This is a genomic window from Dongia mobilis (assembly GCF_004363235.1).
Taxonomy (GTDB): domain Bacteria; phylum Pseudomonadota; class Alphaproteobacteria; order Dongiales; family Dongiaceae; genus Dongia; species Dongia mobilis.
On the sequence record NZ_SNYW01000008.1, the window covers coordinates 356,212 to 368,582 of the forward strand.

The 12,371-nt window shown below is 66.2% G+C and carries 16 protein-coding genes; 7 read left to right on the forward strand and 9 right to left on the reverse strand.

All coding sequences use genetic code 11. The features are described from left to right. The first annotated feature begins 4 nt into the window (after positions 1–4). Positions 5–814: an ABC transporter ATP-binding protein gene (locus A8950_RS10385; RefSeq protein ID WP_133613573.1), complete on the forward strand. Its 810-nt coding sequence runs from the start codon at positions 5–7 to the stop codon at positions 812–814. A 143-nt stretch (positions 815–957) separates the two neighbouring features. On the opposite strand, the gene A8950_RS10390 is transcribed toward A8950_RS10385, so the two are convergent. Beyond that, complete coding sequence (locus A8950_RS10390; protein WP_133613574.1) at positions 958–1,161, reverse strand: hypothetical protein; 204 nt, start codon at positions 1,159–1,161, stop codon at positions 958–960. Between the two features lie 116 nt (positions 1,162–1,277). Continuing rightward, a complete protein-coding gene (locus tag A8950_RS10395; RefSeq protein WP_133613575.1) occupies positions 1,278–1,595 on the reverse strand; it encodes a DMT family transporter in 318 nt (105 codons plus the stop codon). Positions 1,596–1,724: 129 nt separating this feature from the next. On the opposite strand from A8950_RS10395, the gene A8950_RS10400 reads away from it, so the two are divergent. After that, a complete protein-coding gene (locus tag A8950_RS10400; RefSeq protein ID WP_133613576.1) occupies positions 1,725–2,645 on the forward strand; it encodes a LysR substrate-binding domain-containing protein in 921 nt (306 codons plus the stop codon). A gap of 4 nt (positions 2,646–2,649) precedes the next feature. Here the strand turns inward: A8950_RS10400 and A8950_RS10405 are convergent, their stop codons facing one another. The 5 genes from A8950_RS10405 to A8950_RS10425 all read right to left on the reverse strand — a co-directional run bounded on the left by A8950_RS10405 (position 2,650) and on the right by A8950_RS10425 (position 6,340). Then, on the reverse strand, positions 2,650–3,543 hold the full coding sequence (locus tag A8950_RS10405) for a sigma-70 family RNA polymerase sigma factor (RefSeq protein ID WP_133613577.1): 894 nt from the start codon (positions 3,541–3,543) through the stop codon (positions 2,650–2,652). Continuing rightward, a complete protein-coding gene (locus A8950_RS10410) occupies positions 3,536–4,003 on the reverse strand; it encodes a carboxymuconolactone decarboxylase family protein (RefSeq protein WP_133613578.1) in 468 nt (155 codons plus the stop codon). The genes A8950_RS10405 and A8950_RS10410 overlap by 8 nt, the downstream gene beginning before the upstream one ends. A gap of 81 nt (positions 4,004–4,084) precedes the next feature. Beyond that, complete coding sequence (locus A8950_RS10415) at positions 4,085–5,302, reverse strand: MFS transporter (RefSeq protein WP_133613579.1); 1,218 nt, start codon at positions 5,300–5,302, stop codon at positions 4,085–4,087. 6 nt (positions 5,303–5,308) lie between these two features. Beyond that, positions 5,309–5,722, reverse strand: coding sequence for a DOPA 4,5-dioxygenase family protein (locus A8950_RS10420; RefSeq protein ID WP_133613580.1), 414 nt, complete (start codon positions 5,720–5,722; stop codon positions 5,309–5,311). 6 nt (positions 5,723–5,728) lie between these two features. Continuing rightward, positions 5,729–6,340: a LysE family translocator gene (locus A8950_RS10425; RefSeq protein ID WP_166645108.1), complete on the reverse strand. Its 612-nt coding sequence runs from the start codon at positions 6,338–6,340 to the stop codon at positions 5,729–5,731. A 263-nt stretch (positions 6,341–6,603) separates the two neighbouring features. On the opposite strand from A8950_RS10425, the gene A8950_RS10430 reads away from it, so the two are divergent. Continuing rightward, entirely contained in the window at positions 6,604–6,840 is a 237-nt protein-coding gene (locus tag A8950_RS10430; protein ID WP_133613582.1) for a DUF1127 domain-containing protein, read from the forward strand. 34 nt (positions 6,841–6,874) lie between these two features. On the opposite strand, the gene A8950_RS10435 is transcribed toward A8950_RS10430, so the two are convergent. Together A8950_RS10435 and A8950_RS10440 are read right to left on the reverse strand one after the other, a co-directional pair. Then, a complete protein-coding gene (locus A8950_RS10435) occupies positions 6,875–7,546 on the reverse strand; it encodes a potassium channel family protein (RefSeq protein WP_133613583.1) in 672 nt (223 codons plus the stop codon). Continuing rightward, entirely contained in the window at positions 7,539–8,870 is a 1,332-nt protein-coding gene (locus tag A8950_RS10440) for a TrkH family potassium uptake protein (protein WP_243735601.1), read from the reverse strand. Before A8950_RS10440 ends, A8950_RS10435 begins: the two co-directional genes overlap by 8 nt. 172 nt (positions 8,871–9,042) lie before the next feature. On the opposite strand from A8950_RS10440, the gene A8950_RS10445 reads away from it, so the two are divergent. The 4 genes from A8950_RS10445 (at position 9,043) to A8950_RS10460 (ending at position 12,368) form a co-directional block, all read left to right on the forward strand. Next, positions 9,043–9,753, forward strand: coding sequence for a DUF1223 domain-containing protein (locus A8950_RS10445; protein ID WP_133613584.1), 711 nt, complete (start codon positions 9,043–9,045; stop codon positions 9,751–9,753). A 114-nt stretch (positions 9,754–9,867) separates the two neighbouring features. After that, complete coding sequence (locus A8950_RS10450) at positions 9,868–10,866, forward strand: hypothetical protein (protein WP_133613585.1); 999 nt, start codon at positions 9,868–9,870, stop codon at positions 10,864–10,866. A gap of 95 nt (positions 10,867–10,961) precedes the next feature. Next, positions 10,962–11,567, forward strand: a complete 606-nt coding sequence (locus A8950_RS10455; RefSeq protein WP_133613586.1) for a hypothetical protein — start codon at positions 10,962–10,964, stop codon at positions 11,565–11,567. Between the two features lie 45 nt (positions 11,568–11,612). Continuing rightward, entirely contained in the window at positions 11,613–12,368 is a 756-nt protein-coding gene (locus tag A8950_RS10460; RefSeq protein WP_133613587.1) for a hypothetical protein, read from the forward strand. Positions 12,369–12,371 lie beyond the last annotated feature (3 nt).

The following is a 12,371-nucleotide window of genomic DNA, read 5'->3' on the forward strand; positions in this document are numbered from 1 at the left end:
GACCATGAGCATCGCCACCCATAACCTGCGCTGGGAAGCGGGCGGCCGCCTGATCGTCGACGGCGTCACCCTCAACGCCGTGCCGGGCCGTATGCTGGGCCTGGTTGGCCCCAATGGCTCGGGCAAGTCCAGCCTGCTGCGTCTCATCGGCGGCCTGCGTCGGGCCAGCGCCGGCCTGGTGACATTGGGTGATTGCGACATGCGCACGCTGCCGCGCCCGGCCATCGCCCGCCGCATCGCCTTCGTGGCACAGCAGGCAGCGACCGAGGAGGATGTGACGGTCGAGGATGTAGTGCGCCTCGGCCGCACGCCCCATCGCGGTCCGCTCGCCGGCTGGACCGGCCGCGACCAGCAGGCGGTCGACCAGGCGCTGATGCAGACCGGCCTCGCGGCGAAGCGCCGGCAAAGCTGGCACACGCTCTCGGGCGGCGAGAAGCAGCGCGCCCAGATCGCCCGCGCACTGGCCCAGGCGCCCACCGAATTGCTGCTGGACGAGCCCACCAACCATCTCGACGTGCAGCACCAGCTGGAAATCCTGGAACTGGTGTCGCATCTGCCGCTCACCAGCATCGTCGCCCTGCACGATCTCAACCTCGCCGCCCTCTATTGCGACGAAGTGGTGGTGCTGATGGCCGGCCGCGTGATGGCGGCGGGCGCGCCCCTCAAGGTGCTGACCCCCAGTCTGATTCGCACCGTGTTCGGCGTTGCCGCTGCGATCGGCCGCTCGCCGATCGACGGGCGCCCGCATCTTTACCTGGCGCCCGTCGCGGCTGCGGTCCAGCCTGTCTCCGAGCATCTGCGTCAATCAGCCTGACGGTGGAAAAGGTCGTACCGCTGCTGTAGGCAGCGGGTTTTGTCGACATCCTGACCGGGAGCCGCGACGCCATTGCGCGTGCGCAGCGGCGCGAAGCGGACCTTCGCAACCGGCTGCGCACGCTGGTCTTTCGCCGCTTCACCCTACGGGCGTCGAAACCCTGACGCGTCGCCGCCGATTTCCGCCGCCACGCGCTGCGGGGTCAGGGCCGAGAGGAAGTCGAGCAGGCCGCCCGGCTGCTGCCGGCGGTGCTGCCGCTCTGCCTTTAGGTTATTCGCCAGTTCGCGCACCATTTCGGCCTGTCTGGCTTCGGCGGCGCGGATTTCCGGGATGCTTCGTCTGCTCATGCTCCGATCTCCTCTGTTGAGGATGGAGATGGGGCAGGGGTGGCATTCGCGGAATACCGGGATCTCGGCAATGCTTGCCTGATCCTCCCGACGGTTGGGATTCCGGGCAAAGCGCGTCAGGCGGCACTCAGCTTCAGCCCCGCCACACCGGCGACGATGGCGACGGCCGAGACCAGCTTCACCGCCGTGAGCGCCTCACCCAGCATCAGCCAGCCGAACGCCACCGTGCCCAGCGTGCCGATGGCGGTCCAGACGGGATAGGCGATGCTGACCGGCAGGGATTTCAGGGCCAGCGTCAGGAAGCCCACCCCGCCCACAACCGCGACCACGGTAACGAATGTCGGACCCAGCCGCGTGAAGCCCTCGGCATATTTCATCGACAACGCGAAGATCACCTCGAAGATCGCGGCGGCACCCAGATAGACCCAGGCCATGGAAGGTTCCTTTCTGATGAATGAACTACATTGATGTATGATTCCGATATGGCCTTGACCAATGCGCAGACAAACGCGAACTTCTCAGCCGATGACTGAGTCAGATTCATTCATGGGATATTCTGTCGGATGAGCCGGCGCCTGCCGCCGCTGGCCGCCCTGCGCGCCTTCGAGGCGGCGGCACGCCTCATGAGCTTCAAGCGCGCGGCGGCCGAGCTTGCCGTCACCCCGACCGCGATCAGTCACCAGATCCGCCAGCTCGAGGACGGCCTGGGCGTCGCCCTGTTCCAGCGCCGTACCCGCCAAGTGGTGCTGACCGAAGCCGGCCGCGCCCTCCATCCCGACCTCGTCCGGGCCTTCGACCTGATGGGCGACGCGGTCGCAAAAGTGCAAGGCGGGTCCCGCCGCCAGGTGGCCACCCTTTCCGCCACCCTTGCCTTTACCGCGAAGCTGCTGGTGCCGCGCGCCGGCGCCTTCCCCTTGCGCAATCCCGGCTGGGATTTACGCCTCCATGCCTCCGACGATCCGGTCGATCTCGCCGGCGGCGAGGCGGACGCCGCGATCCGCTACGGCCTCGGCCGCTATCCGGGCTTGACCACGCAACCGCTCCTCGCCGATCACTTCGCGCCGATGGCGAGCCCGCAACTCGGCCCGCTAGCAATCGCGGATCTGCGGCGACTGCCGCTGATCCATTTCGAATGGGGCGCCCAGGCGACGAAGATCAGCGTCCCCACCTGGCGCGCCTGGATCGAGCATGCGGCGGCCGCCGGATTCGATGTCGCCGGTCTCGACCCGCAAGGCGGCATCACCTTCAATGACGAGAACAGCGCCATCCAGGCAGCCATCGCCGGCCAGGGTGTAGCCCTCCTCAGTACGGCTTTGGTCGCTGCCGAACTGAAGGCGGGCCTGCTTGCCCAGCCCTTCGGCCCGGTGCTCGACGGCCTCCGTTTCGATTTCGTGCATGTGGCCGGCCAGCAGGACCGCCCTGCCATCGCCGCCTTGCGCAACTGGATCGTGGCAGACGTGGCTCCGTTCTTGCCTCAAGCGTGAACCGCTATCCGAATTCCCTTTGCAATCTCGCCAGCTTGTCGGGATTGCGCACGATATAGAGGCGGGTGATGCGGCCATCCTCGATTTCGAAGGCGGTGGTCTGGATGAGGCCGTCCTTCTCCAGGCTGACAAAGCCGGGCAGGCCATCGATCATGACGTAGCGCAGGAAGGTCGATGGCCCGCCCTTCTCCGGCACGGCGATGCCGGCGAAGAAGCGGGCGATCTTCTCCGCAGTTGCGATCGGGTTCAGGGCCGCGTTGCGCTTGCCGCCACCATCGGTATAGAGAATGGCGCTTTCCGCCAGCAGGGCCTTGAGAGCGGCGACGTCGCCGCTGCGTGAGGCGGCGAAGAAGGCGCCGGCGATAGTCTCGCCCTCGCCGGCGGGCAGCGTATATCGCGGCTTCTCGGTACGCACATGGCTGCGGGCGCGGGAAGCCAGCTGGCGGGCGGCGGCGGCGTCGCGCTCCAGCGCCTCGGCGACCTCCGCGAAGGAGAGGCCGAATACGTCGTGGAGCAGGAAGGCAGCGCGTTCCAGCGGGGTAAGCCGCTCCAGCGCCAGCATCAGCGTCACGGTAAGGTCGTCCTCCGCCTCCATTGCTGACTCCGGCAGCACGATCGGCTCCGGCAGCCAGGGGCCGATATAGGTCTCGCGCCGGGCGCGGGCCGATTTCAGCTGGTCGAGGCAGAGCCGCGTCACGATCCGGGTGAGGAAGGCTGCGGGCTCGCGCACGGCCGTGCGATCCGCGCCCAGCCAGCGGAGGAAGGCGTCCTGAACGATGTCCTCGGCCTCGGCCATCGATCCCAGCATGCGATAGGCGATGCGCTGCAGGCGTTGTCGATGCGGATCGAAAATGGCCGCAGCTTCGGTCGCCGCCCGCCCCTGCTCTTCCTCAGCCATGTTGCCGCTGGTCGTCCTTCCTGACCGGGTGCTGGGCGCGGAAACCGACGGCGAAGCGGTTCCAGCCATTGATGGTGACAATGAGAAGCATCAGTTCCACCTGTTCCTGGGGACTGAAATGCTCGGCCATCGCCGCGTAATCGGCATCCGGCGCCCCCGTCTCGGCCAGCCGCGTCATCGCCTCGGTCCAGGCCAGTGCGGCGCGCTCGCGCGGGCTGTAGAGCGGCGATTCGCGCCAGGCGGGAAGGAGGTGGATCCGCGCCTCGGTCTCGCCGGCCTTGCGGGCATCCTTTGTGTGCATGTCGAGGCAATAGGCACAGCCATTGATCTGCGAGGCGCGGATCTTCACCAGTTCCTGCAGGCTGTGTTCGAGGCCGCCTTCGTCCACGCGCTGCTGCAGCTTCAGCATCGCCTGCATGGCATTGGCATTGACCTTGAAATGGTTGAGGCGGGCTTGCATGGCTTCATCTCCGTCGTCTGGTGGGTTGTGCCGGGATGACGAGGCGGCAGGCGCCCGTGTGACGCCACGTGCGAAAAAAATTCAGGCCCCTGCCATGCGCAGGGCCCGACGGCTCATCAGCAGCCAGGCGGCGATCCCCATATTCAGGAAATTCCAAGCGATCCCGTGGGCGAAGGCTGCCTGGTAGGAGCCGGTCCAGTCGAAAATGAGCCCCGACAGCCAGCCGCCCAGCGCCATGCCGACCACCGTTGCGGTGAGGCAGAGCGAGATGCGGGTGCCGGCCTCCCTGGCCGGGAAATAGTCGCGCACGATAAGGGCATAGGAAGGCACGATGCCGCCTTGCGACAGGCCGAACAGGGCCGAAACGATATAGAGCGACATGAGCCCGTCGAAGGGCAGATAGAAGAACAGGGCGAGACATTGCAGCCCGGAGCCGAGAATAAGGGTGCCGACGCCGCCGATCCGGTCGGCGATCAATCCCGAGACGAGGCGGCTGACCACGCCGAATCCCAGCATCAGCGACAGCATCTCGGCGCCCCGTGCCGGGCCGTAGCCGAGATCGCCGCAATAGGCGATCATATGGACCTGCGGCATCGCCATGGCGACGCAGCAGGCCAGCCCCGCCAGCAGCAGCATGGATTGCAGATGCGGCGACGGCAGCGGCAGCAGGGCCGCGGCCGTCCGGCTTCCATCGGCCGATACCGGCTCCTCCGGCAGGCGTTGCCGCAGCACGAGTGCCAGCGGCAGCATGGTGATGAGGCAGAGCAGGCCGATCGACAGATAGGTCTCGCGCCAGCCGATCGTCGTGACCAGATGCGTGATGACCGGCGGCCAGATCGTGCCGGCCAGATAGTTGCCCGAGGCGACGATGGCGATGGCGATGCCGCGCCGCCGCTTGAACCAGTGCGAGATGTCGGCGACCAGCGGGCCGAAGGTTGGCGAGCAGCCGAGGAAGCCGATGAGCCCGGCCTGGATGGCGACGAATTGCCAGTAGCTCGTCGAGAAGGAGGCGAGCACGAAGCCGGCGCCGAGCAGCAATGTACCGAAGACGACCGGGCGGAAGATACCGAAGCGGTCACTGAAGCGGCCCATCAGGACGCCGCCCAGGGCGAAACCGATCATGGTCGCCGTATAGGGCAGCGAGGCGCCGCCCCGTCCGGTGCCGAATTCCGCCTCGATCACCGGCAGCACCACGACCGGCGACCACAGCCCGATCCCGCCCATCACGGCGATGCCGAGTGCCGCCCAGAGGCGCGTCCAGGCGCGCGGTGAATCCAGCAGGGCGTGTGCGCTCGTCATTTCGGTTCAGGGCTCGAGGTAGGGTGTGGTGTTGACCGGATTGGCGCCCTGCGGCTCGTTCTCTTCGGCAAGGTCGTCGGCATGGAGGATCGGCAGGGGGGCGCCCAGCCAGAATGCCCTTTCCAGGTGATCGTCCCGTTCCGCCGCCGTGTTGGGATGGATCAGGATCGAAAGACCATCCCGATTGAGCATCAGCCAGGGAATGAGGGTGGCGAAGACCGGCACGGCAAAGCTCACCTGGTACATCGGCCTGGCATGCGGGCCGACCAGCCGGTCATGGACCCGCCCCATGGCCACCGGAAAGCGCGCCGCGATCTCCTCGCGCAGCCGCAGTGCCGCCGCGCGCTGCGCCGTCCCGTCGAAATAGACATGGGCGTGATAGGAGACGATGCTCGCCACCGGCAGGGTCGATTTCGCCATCAGAGGTCAGCGCGCGGCGATCGCGGCGGCGACGCCGGCCAGCAATCCGCCGGTGGCACGGTTCACGATCCGCATCTGCCGGGGTGAGGCGATGATGCGCCGCGCCCGGTCAGCGAGGATGGCATAGCAGAACATGATCGCGGCCAGGATTGTCGCCATCAGCACGCAAAGCTCGGCAATGGTGAGCCCGCTCATGCGCTCGACGCTCACTACCTGCGGCAGGATGGCTACGAAGAAGATCATCGTCTTCGGGTTGCCCAGCGTCATGGAGAGGCCGGCGAAGACCAGGCGCAGCCCCTCGCCCTTCACATAGGTCTGGTTCTCGGGCATGGCGGCCGGTGCTGTCCACAGCTTCCAGGCGAGGAAGGCAAGATAGGCGGCGCCGGCATACTGGATGACGCGGAAAACGATCTGGAAATTCTGCGCCACTGCGGCAAGGCCGCCTACCACGAAGCCGAACCAGACGAGGTCACCCAGCACGATGCCGAGGATGAAGGGCAGGGTGCGGCGGGTGCCGGTTGCCATGGCCCGCGCCACCACGGCGGCGACACCGGGCCCCGGCGAGAAGACCGCGACGGCATAGATCCCGGCAAAGACAAGCAAGGCGGCAAAGGTCATGACGGCGTTTCCCCGGCTCGGATGCCCGAGAGAATGCCGCAAAGCGCCCGCCGCGACCATCGCAGGGGAAGCATGGGGGTCATGCAGGCGGGCAGCCGAGCCGCAGATTTCCTGGCCCGATTGTCGCAAGACATTGCGTCGGGCAGCATCGGCACGTTTCCGGGACCGACCCGTGTGAACCCCTTCACAGCCGGTTTGAACCGAAAGCGGCATATCCCTTCCGACGCGCCGCTCTGGCGCCCGATTCGATTGGGAGATCAACCATGACCGAGCTTGTCCAGGGGAAGTCCCGCCTCGCCGCCGCCGCCGCCGCGGCGCAGCCATACCTCTGGCGCCTGCTCTGGCGCCGCTGGCGGCAATGGCGCGATGCGCGCCTGACGCGCCGCGCGCTTGAACACCTGGATGCGCGCATGCTGAAGGATATCGGCATCGAGAGATGGGAGATCGACAGTCGCGCCCGCCAGCTGGCCGATCGGCGCAGCGGCTGGTGGCGGTCCTGACGGTCGCCTCCCCTGACGGTCGTCACCCCGATCATCAGGTCAGCGCGGCGAAGGCCTCGACCAGCTGGGTGGGACCGGAGACGATGAGGAGATCCCCGGCCTCGATCATGGTGTCGGGCTTGGCATAGGTGAAATCGGTCCTCGGTCGTTTCACGCCGACGATGGTGATGCCGTACCTGCTGCGCAGGGCCGATTCCGCCAGCGTCTTGCCCGCCGCATCGCGCGGGGCGCGGGTCTTGGCAATGGCAAAGCCGTCATCGAATTCGATGAAGTCGATCATGCGGCCGGTCACCAGATGCGCCACCCGCTCACCCATCGCCATCTCGGGATAGACCACGTGATGGGCCCCGGTGCGCTCCAGAATGCGACCGTGGCGCAGGCTCAGCGCCTTCACCCAGATATCCCGGATGCCGAGTTCCACCAGGCTGAGAACTGTCAGCACACTGGCCTCGAGGTCGTTGCCGATGCCGACGACGGCGCTCTCGAAATCGGCGACGCCGAGCCGGCGCAGCGTATCCGTGTTGGTCGCATCGGCCTGCACCACATGGGTAAGTTGGTCGGCCCAGCGCTGAACCAGTTCCGCGTTTTCGTCGATGCCGAGCACATCATGGCCGAGGCGGACGAGCGAGTCGGCGACCGCGCCGCCGAAGCGGCCGAGGCCGATCACCACCACGCTGTTGCTGGTGGGCGTGAATGACTTAGCCAACGATCGGGCGCTCCTCTGGATAACGATAGGGCCGGGCACGCGCGCGCAGCGCCAGGCCGGTTGCGATGGTGATGGTGCCGATGCGGCCGACGAACATCAAGCCGATGATGATCACCTGCGCCGCCGCCGGCAGCTGGCCGGTGATGCCGGTCGAGATGCCGGTGGTCGAGAAGGCCGAGATCGCCTCGAACATCAGGAAGGTTAGGCTGAAATCGCTGAGGCCTAGCAAGGCGAGGATGGCGAGGCTGACCAGGCCGATGGCCAGAAGCACGACGGTCACGGCCTGGCGCAGGACATCGCCCGAGACCCGGCGGCCGAAGGCGTTGACATCTGCATCGCCGCGAATCTCCGCCCAGACGGCGAGGCCGAGGATCAGGAACGTGCCCACCTTGATGCCGCCGGCCGTGCCGGCGCTGCCGCCGCCGATCATCATCAGCACATAGGATACGACGAAGGAGGAGGGCGTCATGGCGGCGACGTCGACCGTGTTGAAACCGGTGGTGCGCAAGGTGACGGAATGGAACAGGGCATTGAGGAACTTTCCGCCGATCCCGAACTGGCCGAGGGTCGCCACATTGTTCCATTCATAGAGAAGAATGGCCACGAACCCGGCCGGCAGTAGGATCGCCGTTCCCAGCAAGGTGAGCTTCGTGTGCAGCATCCAGCGCCCAGGGCGCCAGGTTTCGCGACGCAGGTCGTGCAACACGGGAAAGCCGACCCCTCCGACCAGGATGGCGAACATCATCGGCACCAGGATCATGGGGTCTAGGGCGAATCGGATCAGGCTGTCGGAATAGCTGGAGAAGCCGGAATTGTTGAAGGCCGATGCGGCCTGGAATATGCCGTGCCACAGCGCCGTGCCCCAGTCCTCGCCATAGCCGTAGTGAAGCCGGAGGGTGAGGATAACGGCGACGATCGCCTCGACCGAGAGAGTGACGGCGAGAACCATGCGCAGGATGCCGAAGACATCGCCCATGACCAGGCCCCGGTTCTCGGTCTGTGCCAGCAGGCGCGTGGCAAGTCGCAGGCGCCGCGTTACCAGGATGCCGAGCAAGGTGGCGCCAGCCATGATGCCGAAGCCGCCGACCTGGAACAGGAGCAGGATCACGACCTGGCCGAAGCCCGACCAATAGGTCGGCGTGTCGACAACAATGAGACCGTTGACGCAGGCCGCCGAGGTGGCGGTGAAGAGGGCGACCAGGAAAGGCGCCGAGCCATCCCCGGCTCGGGCCATGGGCAGCATCAGCAGCGCTGTGCCGATGGCAATGGCGACAAGGAAGGCAAGCGGAACCAGGCGGGTCGGGTGCTGCAGCGAATCGCGCAAGGGAAATGCTCCGGATGGGCGCCGGATCGTCGCACCGGGGCCGGTTCATGTCCAGCCTGCCGACATCAAGGGCATGACGCCTGTAACGTCCGGCCGGTGGCCAGCGAAAGCGCTAGAGATCAGTCGAGCACAGGTCATTCGAGCACTGGTCAGTCGAGCTGGGAGCAATGTCATGGCCGGATCATGTCTTGGCGCCATCGCCGCCGTTGCGCTGGTTGCTGCCGCTTTCACCCGGCCGGCGGTGGCTGCCGACCTCACCGTCGTCGAGCTCTTCACCAGCCAGGGCTGTTCCTCCTGCCCGCCGGCCGATGCCAATCTCGGTATCCTTGCCGGGCAGGACGGCGTCCTCGCCCTCAGCTTTGGCGTTACCTACTGGGACAGCCTCGGCTGGGCCGATACCTTCGCGCAGCCCGCCTTCACCCAGCGCCAGCGCGACTACGCGGTCGCCCTCGGCAATTCCCATGTCTATACGCCGCAGATGCTGGTCGACGGCCGCATCGAACTGGTCGGCAACCGCATGGGGGCCATTGAGGCGGCGCTGGACCGGGCCGTCGTGGAAAAAGCCGCGGCAGTCCGGCCGTCACGTCTGGTACTCGGCGCCGACAGCGTGACGTTGGGCGACGGTGCCGGCTTGCCCGAAGGCGGCGCGGAGGTCTGGCTGGTCCGCTACACGGCCGGCCGTGTCGACATACCGGTGGCGCGCGGCGAGAATGGCGGCCGCACCCTTGCCATCACCCATGCGGTGCGCGAGCTTGCCCCTCTCGGCACCTGGACCGGCGCGGCCATCACTCTTCCCATTCCGCCCGGCGATCCGACGCTGAAGCGCGCCATCCTGGTCCAGCGGAAGGGTCCCGGGGCGATCCTGGCAGCCGTCACCGACTGATCGGGGGATGCCGTTTGGGCATGTCTGGGACCATGAAAATCCGCATTGCCGGGCGGCCGCCGGCGCGGCACCATCGGCACCGATCCTGCTTACCCCGTCGCTCGAGGTTGCGCCATGGCCGAGGCCGCTTTGCTGGAATTGCCTGCCGTTCCACCCCAGGGTTACCCGCCGCTGGAAAGGGAGCCGGCATTCGACCCGGCGCGACATCTGCAACTCGAAAGGCCGGACAGGATCACGACACTGGCCGAGCTAGGTTATGGTGCCAATGAAATCGCCGCCTGCCCGAGCGATTTCGGCATCACCAGCTGCTTCCGCATCCTGAGTGACGAGGGCGCGGCGGCGCTGCTTGAGGTCTGTCGCGCGCTGGCCCCCTATGCCACCAGCAGCGGTCGCATCCCCAGGAAGGTCCGCGGTGCGGTGTTCCAGTCGAAATTCCTGCGCGATCTCTGTCTCTCGCGAGAGGTGACCGATTTCCTCGGCGAGGTGGCGGGGCTGAAGCTGCTGCCCCATTCCATCCCGCACCACCTCGGCCATATCAACCTCAATCCGCTCGAGGTGGGGCAGAATGTCGACAAATGGCATGTCGACACACTGCGCGTCGACTACGTCCTTTTCGTCACCGATCCGGCCACGATCCGGGGTGGCGAGTTCCAGTTCTTCAAGGGTACCAAGCACGAGATTGCGGAACTGCACCGCGATGGCAAGGCGCCGCCGCCCGAGCGCGTGGTGACGCCGCGGATTCCGGGGCCGGGCTATGCCGTCCTGCAGCAGGGGAACATGGTGGTGCATCGCGCCGCCGCCCTCAAATCCGCCGGCGAACGCATCACCATGGTCAATGGCTATGTACCGCGCGATGCCGAGTTCCCTGATTACAACCGCTTCGACCAGATCTATCATGCTGATCCCGCCCATGTGGCGGCGTCCGAATATGCCCGCCACGTCGCCTGGACGGGACGTGAAAGGCTGCAGGCCTTCATCGACCAGGGAATCTATACCGAGGACCGCGCGGCGCTGGCCGACCGCCTGGAAAAGGTGGCCGACTACCTTGCCAGGGCCGGCGCCGATATCCGCAATGCCGGTGCCGGCAAGCTCGAGCATTTCGGCGACGGCTGAAGGGAACGAGGTCGATGCGCTTGGTTCGCCGCCTTGCCGCGAGTGCGGCACTCTTTCTGCTGGCGGCCTGCACCACTCAGGCCGAGCGGGCGGCATTGCTGGCCGAGAAGCGCGCCGCCAGATTTGCCACTGAATCCCCTGCGCCGGATTGCGCGGGCGTCGACGGGCGGAAGTATTCGCTTGGCGCGGCGGGATTCCGATTCCCGGCAAGCATGCAACCGGCACGTACCGGCGGCGGGGTAACAATGTCCTTCGTTTCCGATGATGGCCCCGAGAAATTTACCCTTCTGGCGCCGCATATGGGCAACGATGATGCGGACATGGTCAGATTCCATATTCCGGCGCTGAAGGAATACCGGTTCGATGGCAAGGGGCAGGCACCGAACGTGTTCTATAACCGGCGGCCCGATCGGGTTCATGAGACTGGTCTCAGTTTAGTATCTCCCGGTACACCCACGGGTGCACCGCACGATCTTTTCTTTGCGGATATTTCCGGCGTCGAGGTCGCGACATTGATTCACTGCCCGGTCAACCCCACTGCTATTGCACCGATGCACTGGTGTACATTGCATGGCAATGACGACCGCGCCGATCTCGGCTATCAGGTTGAATTCCTTGCTGCCGACCTCAAGCTCTGGCGGCTGATCGATGACCGCGCGCGGACCATCATCGCGGATGCCAAGGCCTGCGGCAGATCCTGAGTCGACGGTCGGTTCAAGATGCCGCCAGGATGACGGAGAGTTGGAATGACGATGCGAACAGCCGAGGTATTGCGCAAGTTGACCGGATTGGCAGCATTGCTGCTGCTGACCGCCTGTGCGGCCGGCAGCGTCGAGGAGGGGGCAGAGCCCATGCCGGCGGACGAACCGACGGCTGCGGCCTCGAATCCCCCGCCGTTCACCTTCCGGGTTGCCGGCGAGGAATTCGCCTTTGCCGAAGGCGCGCTGCTGCAGACCTGGCCCGTGATGTTCGGCCCGCGTGGCGATTTTGCCCGCCTGGCGGTGCAGATGCCGGCCGAGCAGCTGGCGCCGGCGGAACTCGCGGGGCTTGCCGATATCATTCAGGTCGATGTCCTGCAGGCCGCATCCGTGCCTGACCTGACCCCGACTCTGGCCGGGGCCTTCGCCGATTGGACGGGGCGCGAGGCAGAGCCGGCGGGCAGTACCTACAAATTCACCATCACCTCGCAGCGTGCTGCCACCGGCACCAGGGTGGCCTATGTGCGGCAATGGCAGAAGGCGCTCGACCTGCATTCCCTGGCTCCCTTTCAAACGCTGCCGGGGGCGCCGATCTTCGTCTTCGGCCTAGATGACAAGGAGGTCACCACGCTGATCGTCTGCGAGCCGCTGCCTCTGGGTTATGACGGGCCCGACCATTGCTCGCTGCGGCGGAAACTCGATGACGAGATCGGCTATCGCGTGCTGTTCCCGCAGGATCTGCTCGTCTACTGGCAGATATTCGACGAAGCGGCGCGTGATTTCGTCGAAAAGGCGCGGATCTAGCGC

Coding starts and splice junctions, on each gene's coding strand:
- A8950_RS10430 (WP_133613582.1), top strand. CDS start 6,604: ATGACCGAGCTTGTCCAGGGGAAGTCCCGCCTCGCCGCCGCCGCCGCC.
- A8950_RS10405 (WP_133613577.1), bottom strand. CDS start 3,543: ATGGCTGAGGAAGAGCAGGGGCGGGCGGCGACCGAAGCTGCGGCCATT.
- A8950_RS10395 (WP_133613575.1), bottom strand. CDS start 1,595: ATGGCCTGGGTCTATCTGGGTGCCGCCGCGATCTTCGAGGTGATCTTC.
- A8950_RS10450 (WP_133613585.1), top strand. CDS start 9,868: ATGGCCGAGGCCGCTTTGCTGGAATTGCCTGCCGTTCCACCCCAGGGT.
- A8950_RS10425 (WP_166645108.1), bottom strand. CDS start 6,340: ATGACCTTTGCCGCCTTGCTTGTCTTTGCCGGGATCTATGCCGTCGCG.
- A8950_RS10410 (WP_133613578.1), bottom strand. CDS start 4,003: ATGCAAGCCCGCCTCAACCATTTCAAGGTCAATGCCAATGCCATGCAG.
- A8950_RS10460 (WP_133613587.1), top strand. CDS start 11,613: ATGACGATGCGAACAGCCGAGGTATTGCGCAAGTTGACCGGATTGGCA.
- A8950_RS10420 (WP_133613580.1), bottom strand. CDS start 5,722: ATGGCGAAATCGACCCTGCCGGTGGCGAGCATCGTCTCCTATCACGCC.
- A8950_RS10415 (WP_133613579.1), bottom strand. CDS start 5,302: ATGACGAGCGCACACGCCCTGCTGGATTCACCGCGCGCCTGGACGCGC.
- A8950_RS10445 (WP_133613584.1), top strand. CDS start 9,043: ATGGCCGGATCATGTCTTGGCGCCATCGCCGCCGTTGCGCTGGTTGCT.
- A8950_RS10385 (WP_133613573.1), top strand. CDS start 5: ATGAGCATCGCCACCCATAACCTGCGCTGGGAAGCGGGCGGCCGCCTG.
- A8950_RS10390 (WP_133613574.1), bottom strand. CDS start 1,161: ATGAGCAGACGAAGCATCCCGGAAATCCGCGCCGCCGAAGCCAGACAG.
- A8950_RS10400 (WP_133613576.1), top strand. CDS start 1,725: ATGAGCCGGCGCCTGCCGCCGCTGGCCGCCCTGCGCGCCTTCGAGGCG.